The 14,918-nt window shown below is 70.2% G+C and carries 12 protein-coding genes; 6 read left to right on the top strand and 6 right to left on the bottom strand.

Annotated features, from left to right (window positions below; all coding sequences use genetic code 11):
- The first annotated feature begins 9 nt into the window (after window positions 1-9).
- Complete coding sequence (locus KBX21_RS25240) at window positions 10-663, top strand: AAA family ATPase (RefSeq protein WP_210844139.1); 654 nt, start codon at window positions 10-12, stop codon at window positions 661-663.
- Window positions 664-730: 67 nt separating this feature from the next.
- Here KBX21_RS25240 and KBX21_RS25235 read toward each other — a convergent pair whose 3' ends face one another.
- The 5 genes from KBX21_RS25235 to KBX21_RS25215 all read right to left on the bottom strand — a co-directional run bounded on the left by KBX21_RS25235 (window position 731) and on the right by KBX21_RS25215 (window position 7,764).
- Window positions 731-1,972 (bottom strand): hypothetical protein, encoded by a 1,242-nt coding sequence (locus KBX21_RS25235; RefSeq protein WP_049577275.1) that lies wholly within the window; start codon window positions 1,970-1,972, stop codon window positions 731-733.
- Between the two features lie 191 nt (window positions 1,973-2,163).
- A complete protein-coding gene (locus KBX21_RS25230) occupies window positions 2,164-3,636 on the bottom strand; it encodes a dicarboxylate/amino acid:cation symporter (protein WP_210844137.1) in 1,473 nt (490 codons plus the stop codon).
- 436 nt (window positions 3,637-4,072) lie between these two features.
- Complete coding sequence (locus KBX21_RS25225; protein WP_210844135.1) at window positions 4,073-5,839, bottom strand: biotin carboxylase N-terminal domain-containing protein; 1,767 nt, start codon at window positions 5,837-5,839, stop codon at window positions 4,073-4,075.
- Window positions 5,840-5,926: 87 nt separating this feature from the next.
- Window positions 5,927-6,157, bottom strand: coding sequence for an acyl-CoA carboxylase subunit epsilon (locus tag KBX21_RS25220; RefSeq protein ID WP_210844133.1), 231 nt, complete (start codon window positions 6,155-6,157; stop codon window positions 5,927-5,929).
- The gene (locus tag KBX21_RS25215) at window positions 6,154-7,764 is read right to left on the bottom strand and encodes an acyl-CoA carboxylase subunit beta (protein ID WP_049577262.1); all 1,611 of its coding nucleotides are present in this window, start codon (window positions 7,762-7,764) and stop codon (window positions 6,154-6,156) included. The genes KBX21_RS25220 and KBX21_RS25215 overlap by 4 nt, the downstream gene beginning before the upstream one ends.
- A 337-nt stretch (window positions 7,765-8,101) precedes the next feature.
- On the opposite strand from KBX21_RS25215, the gene KBX21_RS25210 reads away from it, so the two are divergent.
- Window positions 8,102-10,663, top strand: coding sequence for a phosphoenolpyruvate carboxylase (locus tag KBX21_RS25210; protein ID WP_049577259.1), 2,562 nt, complete (start codon window positions 8,102-8,104; stop codon window positions 10,661-10,663).
- A gap of 3 nt (window positions 10,664-10,666) precedes the next feature.
- On the opposite strand, the gene KBX21_RS25205 is transcribed toward KBX21_RS25210, so the two are convergent.
- On the bottom strand, window positions 10,667-11,272 hold the full coding sequence (locus tag KBX21_RS25205; RefSeq protein ID WP_210844131.1) for a Uma2 family endonuclease: 606 nt from the start codon (window positions 11,270-11,272) through the stop codon (window positions 10,667-10,669).
- A 126-nt stretch (window positions 11,273-11,398) separates the two neighbouring features.
- Here KBX21_RS25205 and KBX21_RS25200 point away from each other — a divergent pair, with 126 nt between their 5' ends.
- From KBX21_RS25200 to KBX21_RS25185, 4 genes are all read left to right on the top strand, one after another.
- Window positions 11,399-12,166 (top strand): biotin--[acetyl-CoA-carboxylase] ligase, encoded by a 768-nt coding sequence (locus KBX21_RS25200; protein ID WP_210844129.1) that lies wholly within the window; start codon window positions 11,399-11,401, stop codon window positions 12,164-12,166.
- A 26-nt stretch (window positions 12,167-12,192) separates the two neighbouring features.
- Window positions 12,193-12,705 (top strand): PH domain-containing protein, encoded by a 513-nt coding sequence (locus KBX21_RS25195; RefSeq protein ID WP_017542207.1) that lies wholly within the window; start codon window positions 12,193-12,195, stop codon window positions 12,703-12,705.
- A gap of 77 nt (window positions 12,706-12,782) precedes the next feature.
- Window positions 12,783-13,790 carry an adenylate/guanylate cyclase domain-containing protein gene (locus tag KBX21_RS25190; RefSeq protein ID WP_049577248.1) on the top strand — a complete coding sequence of 336 codons (1,008 nt, stop codon included), beginning with the start codon at window positions 12,783-12,785 and terminating at the stop codon, window positions 13,788-13,790.
- A gap of 31 nt (window positions 13,791-13,821) precedes the next feature.
- Window positions 13,822-14,448 (top strand): MBL fold metallo-hydrolase, encoded by a 627-nt coding sequence (locus KBX21_RS25185; RefSeq protein WP_049577245.1) that lies wholly within the window; start codon window positions 13,822-13,824, stop codon window positions 14,446-14,448.
- Window positions 14,449-14,918: the final 470 nt, after the last annotated feature.

Here is a 14,918-nt window from a genome sequence, read left to right as displayed (position 1 = left end):
GTAACGGCCGTGCACCCGCTGATCTGTACTCACTGCGGGGACTGGGACGGGGAACCCGACACGGGAGCGGGGGAGCACCTGCTCCGCTGCTCCTCCTGCGGTCTGACCCGTCCCTTCCTTCGGCTGCCGCTCCTGTGCGTCACGGGGCCCAGCGGCACGGGCAAGTCCACCGTGGCCAGGGAACTCCTGGCACGCCTGGAGGGGTTCGTCGTCCTCGAACAGGACCTCCTCTGGGTGGGCGGCCTGCGCGACCCGGCCGACGACCACCGCCTGTTCCGCTCCACCTGGCTGCGCACCGCCGCCATGGTCCAGCAGAGCGGGCGGCCCGTCGTGCTCTGCGGAACCGTGGTCCCGCCCGAGCTGGAGCATCTGCCCGAGCGCGCGCTCTTCTCGGGCGTCCACTACCTCGCGCTCACCTGCGAACCGGGTCCGCTCGCCGAGAGGCTGCGGGGGCGTCCGTCCTGGCGCGGCTGGGACGAGGCCAGGATCACCGAGACACTGGACCACCAGGACTGGCTGACGGCCGAGGCCGAGGAGCTGCGGCCGCCCGTCACCCTGCTCGACACCACGGAGGAGACACCGGTGGAGACCGCCGAGGCCGTCCAGCGCTGGGTGGAGGGTGTCCACCAGGACTGCGCCGCCCCCGCGGTGCGTCGGGAGTAGGAGACGCGAAGGGCCCCGGGAGAGTTCACCTCTCCCGGGGCCCGTTCTCGCGTGTGGCGTCCTGCGGCTAGAAGTCGAAGCCGCCGAAGTCCCCGAAGTCGCCACCGCCGTCGAAGTCGCCTCCGCCGCCGTCGCCCATGTCCCCTCCGGCGTCCATCATGCCGCCGCCCATCATCGACCCCATCATGGAGCCCATCATCATGCCGGTGAACATGCCCATCATCATGTTCATGCCGAAGTAGCCGCCGGCGTAGGGCGAGTACGCGGGACCGGCGTCGTAGTACGGACGGCGCTCACCGTCCACCTCGACCATGCGCACGTCCGGCTGGCCGCCGGTGCGCACCGCCTGGGCGCAGACCGCGCACGCGGTGACCGACCGGGGGGAGCCGCCGGGCGGGGCCCAGGTGACGTCCTCGCTGGACGGTCCGTGCTGCGGGTTGAAGAAGCAGGGGCCGCGCCGCGCGGGCACCGGCTCGCCGTTCATCCGGGCCCGGGTGGCGGACATGTAGTAGCGGCCGTCCTCCAGGGCACTGGTCACCTGCTTGACCTGCTCGGGCTCCTGGATGGTGTCCAGTTGGGCCTTGGCCTGGTCGTAGGAGTCCATGGCCCGCGAGTAGTCGCTGCGGGTGGCCTCGTCCACCTGGGACAGGTCGATCTCCAGGCGGGCGACGTCCTCACCGAGGCGGACGACGTCCTCGGTGGCCATCTGCTTGATCTCCTGGAGCTGCTTGGCCTTCTCGGCCTCGCGCTTCTTGCGGGCGTTGTACACGTACCAGCCGCCCGCGGCGGCGACCAGCACCAGGATGGTGAGCAGCACCAGTCCCGAGCCGCCGCCCCCGGTCGGGGCCTCGTTGGCGGTCTCGGTGGTCTGGACGGCCTCGGGCACCGCCACGAGGGCGTCCGTCGGGTTGTTGCCGCCCTCCGAGAGTGCGACCTCCCTGATGGCGTCGGTGTCCTCCAGGTTGGGGGAGGTGACGTAGAGGTAGTCGCTCCCGCCCAGGACGCCGTAGGCGCCGTCGCCGACCTCGGCCATGACCGGCTCCAGCACGGCGTTCACCCCGGCCTCGGAGGTGGCGACCTCCCTCGGCAGGAGCACGTAGTAGACGGGGCTGTCCGCGTTCGCGACGGCCGCCTCCAGGGCGGCCTCGTCACCGCTCGGGAAGCCCTCGATCGACGGGTCGACGAAGACCCCGTCGTTCTCCAGCTCCGCGACGATGTCCTGCGTCTGCGGGGGTTCGGTCCCGGTGTCGGCGGCGGCCGAAGCCGCTCCCGCCGTCACCATCGCCGCCGCGAGCCCGGCGGTCAGCACTGTGGGTGTTACCAAGCGGCGCAACATGTCGATCCTCTCGCCTCCCTCAACCACAGGACGAACAGGAGGCCCCCACAGTTCCCGAGGTCAGCCTCCGTGTCCGGTTTCCTGCCGTCCGAGGTGGCGATCCGGAGGAACGACGAGGCCCGCCGAGCGGAACTCGGCGGGCCTGGTCGTGGTGCGGGGAGCGACTAGCTCCGGGCGGCGGACTCCGCGAGACCGGAGTCCTGCTCCGAGGCACCGTCCTGCTGGCCCTCGGCGGCGGCGCGTTCGGCCTCCGCGCGCTCGGCGGCGATCGCGTCACCGGTGGCGGTGCCGGGCTGGTCCTCCGGGACGAAGCCGGTGATGCCGCGCGGGGCGTTGTAGCGGACCACGTCGAGGATGCCCTCGCGCTTGGCGACGATCGCGGGGATCAGCGCCTGACCGGCCACGTTGGTGGCGGTGCGGCCCATGTCCAGGATCGGGTCGACGGCCAGCAGCAGACCCACGCCCTCCAGGGGCAGACCCAGCGTGGACAGGGTCAGGGTCAGCATGACGGTGGCGCCGGTGGTGCCCGCGGTGGCGGCGGAACCGATCACCGAGACGAACACGATCAGCAGGTAGTCGGTCAGGCCGAGGCTCAGACCGAAGAACTGGGCGACGAAGATCGCCGAGATCGCCGGGTAGATCGCGGCGCAGCCGTCCATCTTCGTGGTGGCGCCGAACGGCACCGCGAAGGCGGAGTAGTGGCGCGGCACGCCGAAGTTCTGCTCGGCGACGCGCTGGGTGACGGGCAGGGTGCCCAGCGAGGAGCGCGACACGAAGCCGAGCTGGACGGCGGGCCACACACCGGTGAAGTACTTGACCGGGGAGAGTCCGTTCAGGCGGGCGACCACCGGGTAGACGACGAACAGCACCAGGGCCAGACCGAGGTAGATCGCGATCGTGAACTGGCCGAGCGCGCCGATGGTGGTCCAGCCGTAGCTGTAGACGGCGTTGCCCAGCAGACCCACGGTGCCGATCGGGGCGAGGCGGATGACCCACCACAGGGCCTTGAGCACGACCTCCAGCGTGGAGGAGGTGAACGCGATGAAGGGCTCGGCGGGCTTGCCGACCTTCACCGCGGCGATGCCCAGGACCACGGCGATCACGATCAGCTGGAGCACGTTGAACGACAGCGACGTGCTCAGCGATCCGTCGTCGGCGGCGGAGGTGCTCGCGGCCAGGCCCAGGAAGTTGGCCGGGACGATGCTCTCGATGAAGGCCAGCCAGGAGCCGGTGGTGGAGGGCTCCGCGGCGGTGCCCGCGTCCACGGCGCTGTTCAGGCCGGGGCGCAGGGTCAGGCCGATCACGATCGCGATGGCCACGGAGACCAGCGCCGTGATGGCGAACCAGAGCAGGGTCTTCCAGGCCAGGCGCGCGGCGTTGGCGACGTTGCGCAGGTTGGCGATGGAGGAGATGACGGCGAGGACGATCAGCGGCGGGACGATCGTGCGCAGCAGCGCGACGAAGGTCGAACCGACGGTCTGGAGGGTGACGGCCAGCCAGTTGGGCTCACCGTCGCCGACGGGACCGATCTGGAGGGCGACGACACCGAGGACGATGCCCAGCACCACACCGGCGAGGACCTGTGCGGCGAACGGGAAACGCGGCTTACGTCTGGGAACTGTGGTCTGCTCGGACACGGAAGGATGACTCCAGTAATGGGTGGCCGGGCGCTCGCGTTCGACGTCACGGGTCGGCGCGGCGGGCCGCGGGAGCTCGGCGCAGGGGATGGGTCGGGCATCACCGGGAAATGGTGACCTGGGAAGGGTGAGCGGCGCGCTGCCCGGCTGAAGGCGCGGGCGCGCGTGGACCTAGCTACACGCGTGGCTGCTGAAGCGGCACAGGTCGATGTGCCACCTTCGCGTCAGTCCCCAGATGTTCGTCACAGTCGAGAACAATAACCCGTATCACTTACCTTTTCCATACACAGTCGGACGTTCTTCCCGAAGGTGTGGACAGGAGCCCTTACTGTGCTGGATCTTCCCGTTTCCGGACGCGACGAGGATCACCCCGGGAACGGCGGAGGGGAGGCACCATCACGGTGCCTCCCCTCCCGCGGCCCGGGGGTGGGAACGCCTACGCGTCCTTGATCTCGCAGACCACCGCGCCGTTGCCGACGGTCTCCCCGGGGGCGACCTTGAGGCCGGTCACGGTCCCGGTCCTGTGGGCGGTGAGCGGCTGCTCCATCTTCATGGCCTCGATGACCACCACGGTCTCGCCCTCGGCCACCTGCTGGCCCTCCTGGGCCACCAGCTTGACCACGGTGCCCTGCATCGGGGAGACCAGGGAGTCCCCGCCGGCCGCCGCAGCGGCGCCGCCCCTGCGGGCCGCGCGCTTCCGGCGCCCGCCGCCGTTCTCGGCCGCCGGAGCCGTCGCCACGCCCAGCGACGCGGGCAGGACGACGTCGATGCGCCTGCCGCCGACCTCCACCGTCACGGTCTCCCGCTCGACCGGCTCGGCCGTGCCGGGCTCACCCGCCCAGGGCGCGATGTGGTTGTCGAACTCGGACTCGATCCAGCGCGTGTACACGCCGAACGGCTGGTCGGGGTCGGCCGGGGCGAACGCCGGGTCCTCGACGACGGCCTGGTGGAAGGGGATCACCGTGGGCATCCCACCCACGGTGAACTCGGCCAGGGCACGCTTGGAGCGCTGGAGCGCCTCGGTGCGGGTGCGCCCGGTGACGATCAGCTTGGCGACCATCGAGTCGAAGGCCTGCGGGACGGTGAACCCGGCCTCGCAACCGGTGTCCACGCGCACGCCCGGGCCGCCGGGCAGGTTCAGGGCGGTGATGGTGCCGGGGGCGGGCATGAAGCCCCGGCCCGGGTCCTCGGCGTTGATCCGGAACTCGAAGGAGTGGCCGCGCACCTGCGGGTCGCCGTAGCCCAGCTCCTCGCCGTCCGCGACGCGGAACATCTCGCGGACCAGGTCGATGCCGGTGACCTCCTCGGTGACCGGGTGCTCGACCTGCAGGCGGGTGTTGACCTCCAGGAACGAGATGGTGCCGTCGACCCCGACGAGGAACTCGCAGGTGCCCGCGCCCACGTAGCCCGCCTCCTTGAGGATGGCCTTGGAAGCGCCGTAGAGGCGCTCCATCTGGTCGGGGGACAGGAACGGCGCGGGTGCCTCCTCGACCAGCTTCTGGTGGCGGCGCTGCAAGGAGCAGTCACGGGTGGAGACCACCACGACGTTGCCGTGGGTGTCGGCCAGGCACTGGGTCTCCACGTGGCGCGGCTTGTCCAGGTAGCGCTCCACGAAGCACTCGCCGCGACCGAACGCGGTCACCGCCTCGCGCACCGCCGACTCGTAGGCGTCGGCGACCTCGTCCAGGGTGTGGGCGACCTTCAGACCGCGGCCGCCGCCACCGAAGGCGGCCTTGATCGCGATCGGCAGGCCGTGTTCGCGTGCGAAGACCACGACCTCGTCGGCGGACTCCACCGGGTCGGGGGTGCCCGCGACCAGGGGGGCGCCGACCTTCTGCGCGATGTGTCGGGCCTGGACCTTGTCGCCCAGGGCGGTGATCGCGGACGGGGGCGGGCCGATCCAGGTCAGCCCGGCGTCGATGACGGCCTGGGCGAAGTCGGCGTTCTCGGCCAGGAACCCGTAGCCGGGGTGGACGGCGTCCGCGCCGGAGGAGGCGGCGATCGCCAGGAGCTTGCCGATGTCCAGGTAGGAGTCGGCCGGGGTGGACCCGCCCAGACTGTGCGCCTCGTCGGCGACCTTGACGTGCAGGGCGTCCAGGTCGGGTTCGGCGTAGACCGCGACGCTGGCGATCCCGGCGTCGCGGCAGGCGCGGGCGATGCGCACGGCGATCTCGCCTCGGTTGGCGATCAGAACTTTACGCACGGTGGAAATCCTCCAGCTGGAGCACGGAGCGGGTCACACGCCGACCGCTCGACGAAGGGTCTGGGTATCGGGGGAGCACGTCAGGGGTCACCTGGTGCTCAGGCGCCAGGCGCCGGGGCCGGGGCGCGGCGGGACGCGCAGGTGGTGCGCGTGGTCCCGCCAGCCCGAGGCGGGCCGCTCGGACTCGGGAGTCTCGGAGCCCGCACGGGCCGCCGCGGCGCGGGCGGTGAGCACGGCGGTGAGGACGGCGATCTCCTCCTCGGTGGGCTCACCCCGGACCACGACCAGGTGCGGGGACGCCTTCTCCGGCGCGCTCACAGCGGGATGTTCCCGTGCTTCTTGGGCGGCAGCTGTTTGCGCTTGTTGCGCAGCGCCCTCAGCGCCTTGGCGACCTGGACGCGGGTCTCGGAGGGCAGGATGACCCCGTCCACGTAGCCGCGCTCGGCCGCCGAGTACGGGTTGAGCAGGGTGTCCTCGTACTCGCCCACCAGACGGGCCCGCTCGGACTCGACGTCGTCGGCGGCGGCGAGGGTGCGCCGGTGCAGGATGTTGACCGCCCCCTGCGCGCCCATGACCGCGATCTGCGCGGTGGGCCAGGCCAGGTTGACGTCGGCGCCCAGGTGCTTGGACCCCATCACGTCGTAGGCGCCGCCGAAGGCCTTGCGGGTGATGACGGTGATCAGCGGAACGGTGGCCTCGGCGTAGGCGTACAGCAGCTTGGCGCCCCGGCGGATGATGCCGTCCCACTCCTGGTCGGTGCCGGGCAGGAAACCGGGCACGTCCACGAAGGTGAGGACCGGGACGTTGAACGCGTCGCAGGTGCGCACGAACCGGGCGGCCTTCTCGGAGGCGTCGATGTCCAGGCAGCCCGCGAAGCTCATGGGCTGGTTGGCGACGATGCCCACGGAACGGCCGTCGACCCGTCCGAAGCCCACCACGATGTTCGTGGCGAACTGGGCGTGCACCTCGAGGAAGTCGCCGTCGTCCAGGACCGACTCGATGACCTGCTTGATGTCGTACGGCTGGTTGGCCGAGTCCGGGACGAAGGTGTCCAGCGCCAGGTCGGTGTCGGTGGTCTCGTCACCGGGGTCGTCCTCGGGAGACAGCCTCGGGGTCTCCTCCAGGTTGTTGTCGGGCAGGTGCGACAGCAGCGACTTCACGTAGTCGATGGCGTCCTGCTCGTCGGAGCCCCGGTAGTGGGCCACCCCCGACTTGCTGGAGTGCGTGGTGGCGCCGCCGAGCTCCTCCATGGAGACGTCCTCGCCGGTGACGGTCTTGATGACGTCGGGGCCGGTGATGAACATCTGGGAGGTCTCGTCGACCATCACCACGAAGTCGGTGAGGGCGGGGGAGTAGACGTGCCCGCCCGCCGTGGCGCCCATGATCAGGGAGATCTGCGGGACGACCCCGGAGGCGTGGGTGTTGCGCTTGAAGATCTCCGCGTACAGGCCGAGCGCGACCACGCCCTCCTGGATACGCGCTCCGCCGCCCTCGTTGATGCCCACGACGGGGCACCCGTTGGTGAGGGCGTGGTCGAGGACCTTGCAGATCTTCTCGCCGTAGACCTCGCCCAGCGATCCGCCGAAGACGGTGACGTCCTGGCTGAAGACCGCGACGGGGCGGCCGTCGACGGTTCCGTGGCCGGTCACCACACCGTCCCCGTAGGGGCGGTTGGCGTCGAGGCCGAAGTTGGTCGAGCGGTGCCGGGCCAGTGCGTCGAACTCGACGAAGGAGCCCGGATCGACCAGCGCGTCGATCCGCTCGCGTGCGGTCATCTTGCCTTTGGCGTGCTGCTTCTCGACAGCGCGCTCGGAGCCGGCGTGCACGGCTTCGTACCTGCGCCGTCGCAGGTCGGCGAGCTTGCCCGCGGTCGTGTGGATGTCGATCTCAGCCGCGGACAGCGGTTCAGGGGCTTCGGTGGCCATAACAGCCCAGGTTAGCTCCGGGGGTCGGGTTCGCCTGCACTCGGCCCGGGTTACTCGTCAGTAGGTGGGGCCTCCTGGGGTCCGAGTGTCGAGAGAACGCCCCTGGGGATCGCGGTGTGTAAAGGGAGCAAGGGAAAAGTGAGTAATTGTGAATTAAGCCCGTTTCCGGAACACCGGTTAACGCCTGAGCAAAACCGCGAAAAACGGCCCCCGCGCTCATGCCGCCAGGCTCGATCTCTGTAGGGTCGGCCCTATGACAGCGGTTAGCGCAGAACGCGACAGTGCCCGCCAGGAAGTCCCCGAACAGCTCAGGAATGACGTCAAGCTGCTCGGCGAGATGCTCGGAACGGTCCTCGCCGAAAGCGGCGGCGCGGACCTGCTCGCCGATGTCGAGAAACTCCGACACGCCGTGATCGGTGCCCGCGACGGCACCGTCACGACCGAGGAGATCACCGGCCTGGTCGCTGACTGGCCCCTGGAACGCGCCAAGCAGGTCGCCCGCGCCTTCACGGTCTACTTCCACCTGGCCAACCTGGCCGAGGAACACCAGCGCATGCGCGCCCTGCGCGAACGCGACGACGCCGCGAACCCGCCCCGCGAGTCACTGGCCGCCGCCGTGCGCGCCGTCCGCGAGGGAGAGGGCGGCGAGGAGCGCCTGACCGAACTGGTCGAGGGCATGGAGTTCCACCCCGTGCTCACCGCCCACCCCACCGAGGCCCGGCGCCGCGCCGTCTCCACCTCCATCCTGCGCATCAGCGCCCAGCTGGAGGCCTGGCACACCTCGCACGAGGGCAGCGGCGCCGCCGCCGAGGCGCACCGCCGCCTGCTGGAGGAGATCGACCTCCTCTGGCGCACCTCCCAGCTGCGCTACACCAAGCTGAACCCGCTCGACGAGGTGCGCACCGCCCTGGCCGCCTTCGACGAGACGATCTTCGCGATCGTCCCGCAGGTCTACCGGACCCTCGACACCGCCATCGACCCCGAGGGCACCGGCACCCGCCCGCCCCGCGCCAAGCCGTTCGTCCGCTACGGCAGCTGGATCGGCGGCGACCGGGACGGCAACCCCTTCGTCACCCACGAGGTGACCCGCGAGGCGATGACCATCCAGTCCGAGCACATCCTGCGCGGCCTGGAGACCGCGTGCGGCCGGGTGGCCCGCGCCCTCACGGTCTACTCCAACCTCACGCCCGCCAGCCCGGCGCTCCGGGACGCGATCTCCGAGGCGAAGGCTGGCCAGCCCACGCTCATGGACGAGATCACCCAGCGCTCACCCAACGAACCCCACCGCCAGCTCCTGCTCCTGGCCACCGCCCGCCTGCGTGCCACCCGCGAACGCGACGCCGACCTCGCCTACACCGACGCGGACGAGTTCCTCACCGACCTGCGTCTGGTCCAGGAGTCGCTCGCCGCAGCCGGGGCGGTCCGCCAGGCCTACGGCGACCTCCAGCACCTCGTCTGGCAGGCCGAGACCTTCGGCTTCCACCTGGCCGAACTGGAGATCCGCCAGCACAGCGAGGTCCACGCGGCGGCGCTCAAGGAACTGGAGTCCGGCGGTCCCCTCTCGGAGCGCACCGAGGAGGTCCTCGACACCATCCGGACCGTCTCCTGGATCCAGGAGCGCTTCGGTGTGGAGGCCTGCCGCCGCTACGTCGTCAGCTTCACCCGTTCGGCCGAGGACATCGAGGCCGTCCACAAGCTGGCCACCCACGCCCTGCCGCCCAAGCGGGTGCCCGTCCTGGACGTCATCCCGCTCTTCGAGACCGGAGCGGACCTGGAGGCCTCCCCGAGGGTGCTGGCCGGGATGCTCGAACTCCCGCCGGTCCGCCAGCGCCTGGCCGACAACGACCGCCGCCTCGAGGTGATGCTCGGCTACAGCGACTCCGCCAAGGACGTGGGTCCCGTCAGCGCGACCCTGCGCCTGTACGACGCCCAGGCCAGGCTGTCCGCGTGGGCCCGTGAGCACGACGTGCGCCTCACCCTCTTCCACGGCCGGGGCGGTTCCCTCGGCCGCGGCGGCGGTCCGGCCAGCCGCGCCCTGCTCGCCCAGGCGCCGGGTTCGGTCGACGGTCGGTTCAAGGTCACCGAGCAGGGCGAGGTCATCTTCGCCCGCTACGGCCAGGCCGCGATCGGGCGCCGCCACATCGAACAGGTCGGCCACGCCGTCCTGATGGCCTCCACCGACACCGTCCAGGAGCACGAGCGCGCCGCCGCCGAGCGCTACCGGCGCCACGCGGACACCATCGCGGAGGCCGCCCAGGAGGCGTACCTGTCGCTCATCAACACCGAGGACTTCGCGGTGTGGTTCTCCAGGGTGAGCCCCCTTGAGGAGCTCGGTGACCTCCGACTCGGGTCGAGGCCCTCCCGCCGCAGCGCCGCCAAGGGCCTGGGCGACCTTCGGGCGATCCCGTGGGTGTTCGCGTGGACCCAGACCCGAGTGAACCTGCCCGGCTGGTTCGGCCTCGGCACGGGCCTGGCCGCCGTGGCGGACCTGCCCGTCCTCCAGGCCGCCTACCAGGAGTGGCCGCTGTTCGCGTCGCTGCTGGACAACGCGGAGATGAGTCTGGCCAAGACCGACCGCACCATCGCCGAGCGCTACCTCGCCCTGGGCGACCGGCCCGAACTCAGCGAGACGGTCCTGCGGGAGTACGACCTGACCCGCGAACTCGTCCTCAGGGTGACCGGCCACAGCCGCCTGCTGGAGAACCGCGCGGTCCTGTCCCGCGCCGTGGACCTGCGCAACCCCTACGTGGACGCGCTCAGCCACCTCCAGCTCCGCGCCCTGGAGGCTCTGCGGGGCGAGGAGTCCGAGTCCCTGTCAGAAGAGGACAGCGAGCACCTGGAGCGACTGCTCCTGCTCTCCGTCAACGGAGTGGCCGCCGGACTCCAGAACACCGGCTGACCGTCAGCTCGGGAAGGCGCCGGTGTCGAGTGTCAGGTCGAACGGTTCGGGCAGGTGGATCTCCTTGCCGAACGGGACCTTGGTGACACTCGTGTACCGGCCCTTCTCGGGATCGCCGAACAGGGTGACCTCACCGCGGCCGCTCTCCGGGTCCCAGCGGTCGACCAACAGGTAGAAGGGGATGCCGGCCTGGGCGTATCCCCAGAGCTTGGAGCCGCGGTCCTTCTTCGCGGTGCTCCTGGAGGTCACCTCGACCACGAGGAGCGCGTCCTCGGCGCCGTGCTCGGGGCCGCGCAGCATGATCGACCCGGGGAGGGCCACGAGGTCCGGGATGTACAGGCCACTGCGCAGCGGCACCCGGAGGTCGATGTTCTGGTGCACCGTGACCTCGGCGAGCGCGCCCTCCATGAGAGTCGCGCGAACGATCCACCTGTTCAGCAGGGCGACGATGTGAGCGTGCTCGTCCTTCGGGGGAGTCATGATGCTGATCGCGCCTTCGATGATCTCGGCCCGCCAGCCATCGGGCAGGTCCAGTACTTCCCAGGCGCGCAACACGACTTCCCAGTGGGACGGCCCACCAACCGTGGTCTCCGACTCCGGGATGGTCATCCGCCGCGACACCTCCAGTAACCGAACGTAGCGAGACGTGATCATCGGTGTGGCTTCAGCCTAACCCGTGGCCCCGGGGCCCGAAGGGCTTTTCGGACCCGGTTCCGGAACTGCTCTAATGGACGGATGAACGAGATCCCTCCCCTGGACCGGAACGCGATCCGCCCCGGCGGATTCTGGCGGGTCGAGGTGGTGCCTGAGGCGGGCTCCACCAACACCGAGCTGATCGCGAGGTCCAGGGAAGGGGCCCCCGAGGGCAGCGTGCTGGTCACCGAACACCAGACCGCCGGAAAGGGAAGGCTGGGGCGCGGCTTCACGACACCACCGCGGGTCGCGCTCACCTTCTCGCTCCTGATCCGTCCCGAGGTGCCCGCGGAACAGCTCGGCTGGGTGTCCCCCCTCATGGGGTTGGCGGCCGTCGCCGCCGTGCGCGGGACCACCGGGCTCGACACACGGCTCAAGTGGCCCAACGACCTTCTCGTCGCAGAGACCAAGCTCGCCGGAATCCTCGCCGAGGCCGACTTCTCCGACCCTTCCCACCCCGCCATCGTGGTCGGCATGGGGCTGAACGTCTCCCAGACGCGCGACGAACTCCCCGTGGAGACCGCCACCTCCCTCCGCGCCGAGGGCGCCCACACCCTCCGGGAGACCCTCCTCGTGGCGGTCCTGGAGGAGTTCGAGCGGCGCTACACCACCTGGAAGGGCGACCCGGGGGCGATCGCCGACGAGTACAGGGACGTGTGCGTGACCATCGGCCGCCGGGTCCGCGTCCACCTGCCCGGAGGCACCTTCCTCGACGGCACCGCCACGGGGGTCGACGACCAGGCCCGGTTGCTCGTCGCCGGGCGGGCGCTCAGCGCAGGGGACGTCGTGCACGTCCGACCGGGCGAATAGCCGTTCCTTGTGCCATTATCACCATTATGGCTATCGCGGACCGCTATCTCTCCGATGACGAAGAACTCGTCCACGTCGCACGTCAACACTGGACCCTCCTCGCCGGAGAGTTCGTGGCGCTGTTCCTCATCATCGGTGTCGTCGGCACCGCGCTCTTCTTCGTTCCCTGGAACGAGGACTGGAGCCTGATCGCCGCCGGAGTCGTGGTGGCCGTCGGCGTCGTCGCCGCCCTCGCCTTCTGGTTCGTCCCCATGCTCAAGTGGGCGACCACGGTCTACATCCTCACCAACCGGCGGCTGATGATGCGTGACGGCATCATCTCCAAGCAGGGCCGGGACATGCCGTTGACGAGGGTCAACGACGTCTCCTTCAACATCACCCTGTGGGAACGGATCATGCGGTACGGAACGTTGTCCATTCAGTCGGCGTCCGAACAGGAGGGCATGGTCCTCCAGCGGGTGCCCCGACCCCAGTGGTTCCAGTCGGAGATCTACCGCCAGGTCAACGCGGCCCAGCGGCCGGAGTACCCGGCGAGCTGACCAACCAGCCCCTTCCGGCGTAAGCTGGAGGCGCATCCCACACCGCCCCCGTGCGGTAAGGCCGTGAAAGAGAACGTATGCCGTCGCGTCCTGACCCGAAAGCGATCGAGTCCGTCCTGCTCGGTGGTGAAGCGGTCTACACCAGGGAACAGGCGGTCGAGCTCGCCGAAGCCGACCCCGAACTGGCCGGGCGCGTCTGGCGCGCCCTCGGTTTCCCCACCCTGGGTGACGACTCGGTGATCTTCGCCGAGAGCGACGTCGAGGCGTTGCGCATCACCAACTCCCTCCTCAAGGAGGGGCTCCTCGACGAAGAGGGAGTGGTCCGCTTCGCACGCGCCATGGGTCAGACCATGGCCAGACTCGCGGACTGGCAGACCAGCATCCTGAGCACCCTCATCTTCCAGAACGAGGAATCCGCCAGCCCGCTGATGAACCAGGTCAAGGAGCTGCTCCCCGACGTGGAGCGGCTCCTCCTGCACATCTGGCGCCGCCAGCTCGCCGCCTCCACCGCGCGCACCCTCGCGGTGATGTCCAACAACAACGACACCGTCCCGAACTACTACCCGCTGATCGTGGGCTTCGCGGACCTGGTCTCCTTCACCACCCTGAGCCGTGAACTCGACGAGGTCGAACTCGCGGGCGTCGTGGAGGGCTTCGAGGCCACCGCCGCCGACATCGTCGCCTCCGGTGGTGGACGAGTGGTCAAGACCCTCGGCGACGAGGTCCTCTACGTCGCGGACTCCCCCCTCCAGGCCGCGGACATCGCCCTGCGCCTGGCCTCCGGGGTGAAGACCCACGTGGAGGTCCCCGACGTCCGGGTCGGCGTGGCCTACGGCCCCGTCCTCACCCTGCACGGGGACGTCTTCGGCACCACCGTCAACCGATCCAGCAGGCTCACCTCCTTCGCCCGCCCCGGAACCGTCCTCATCGACGAGGCCCTCGCCGAGAGCCTGACCGACGAGGAGGGCCTCCAGGTGGTGCAGGTCCGGGCGCGACACGCCCACGGTCTCGGGCTCATCCAGCCGTACGCGCTGCGCCGTGACTTCGACGCGCAACCGCATGTGCCGACGCCCTCGGAGGGATAGGCTCGAAGCCCCAACGTGAGGCGGTGAGAGTTTGACCCCCATCCAACAACTGCGTACCTCGGGTGTCTTCAGCGTCGAGGGCACCGAGTCCGACATCGAGAACAACGTGTGGATCGTCGGCAACGACGAGAGCGCCGTGGTGATCGACGCCGCCCATGACCACGAGCGCATCGCCCGAGGGCTGGGCGACCGTGAACTCATGGCGATCGTGTGCACCCACGGGCACCCTGACCACATCAACGCCGCCGTCGCCCTGGCCGACCTCGCGGACTGCCCGATCCTCCTCCACCCGGACGACGCCGAACTGTGGCGCCAGGTCCACCCCTACCGGGAACCCGACGCCCCTCTCCTGCACGGCGAGGTCCTGCGCGCGGGTGACGTGGAGCTCAACGTGCTGCACACCCCGGGCCACACCCCCGGTGGAGTGTCCTTCCACTCGCCGGAGCTCGGCGTGGTCTTCAGCGGCGACACACTCTTCCCCGACGGCCCCGGTGCCACCGGCCAGCCCTCCTCGGACTTCCCCACGATCATCGCGTCCATCCGCGACCAGCTGATCACCCTCCCGGGCGACACCGTCGTCCACCCCGGCCACGGCGAGTCCACCACCATCGCCGAAGCCGCCAACCACCTGGAAGAGTGGTCCACCCGAGGCTTCTGAGCCTCCCACCGGAGGAGTGGAAGCCCGACCGCACCCAGTTACAGCCCCCCGGGGCGATGTGCCCAGCCCCTGGGGCCGCACTCCGCCCGGCACCCGCACCTGGAAGCTCCAACACGCGCTGTTGTGAGCCGCAGGCCGCGCAGCTCGCTGCACCGAAGGGGGTCGGGAACCCCAACCGTGCGCTGTTGTGAGCCGCACGGCGCAGTTCCCCTCAGACTCTGGGGGTCTAGAAACGTGGCAGGTTCCTGTCCTGGTCGGGGTGTGCGGGTTGGCGGGAGTGCGGTGGGCGGCGCTGGGGTGGCGGGGGTTTTCGCCAGTGCTGGGGACACGTTCTTCTGGAGCACGTCGGTTGTCCTGGGGGGTGGGCCGGCTGCGTTCCTCGCGCTTTTTCATACTGCCGGTGGTAGAGGCCGAGGGCACGTCCAGCGAGGTGCGTAGCGGCCACTGATGGCTGCCACAGCAACCTCCAT

It is taken from the genome of Nocardiopsis sp. B62 (assembly GCF_018070675.1).
Taxonomy (GTDB): Bacteria; Actinomycetota; Actinomycetes; order Streptosporangiales; family Streptosporangiaceae; genus Nocardiopsis; species Nocardiopsis prasina.
This window is presented reverse-complemented; position numbering and strand designations above follow the sequence as displayed.

What these genes read in the sequence shown, in the direction of transcription:
- KBX21_RS25205 (WP_210844131.1), bottom strand. Translation starts at nt 11,272, where the DNA reads ATGACCATCCCGGAGTCGGAGACCACGGTTGGTGGGCCGTCCCACTGG.
- KBX21_RS25210 (WP_049577259.1), top strand. Translation starts at nt 8,102, where the DNA reads ATGCTCGGAACGGTCCTCGCCGAAAGCGGCGGCGCGGACCTGCTCGCC.
- KBX21_RS25200 (WP_210844129.1), top strand. Translation starts at nt 11,399, where the DNA reads ATGAACGAGATCCCTCCCCTGGACCGGAACGCGATCCGCCCCGGCGGA.
- KBX21_RS25215 (WP_049577262.1), bottom strand. Translation starts at nt 7,764, where the DNA reads ATGGCCACCGAAGCCCCTGAACCGCTGTCCGCGGCTGAGATCGACATC.
- KBX21_RS25195 (WP_017542207.1), top strand. Translation starts at nt 12,193, where the DNA reads ATGGCTATCGCGGACCGCTATCTCTCCGATGACGAAGAACTCGTCCAC.
- KBX21_RS25190 (WP_049577248.1), top strand. Translation starts at nt 12,783, where the DNA reads ATGCCGTCGCGTCCTGACCCGAAAGCGATCGAGTCCGTCCTGCTCGGT.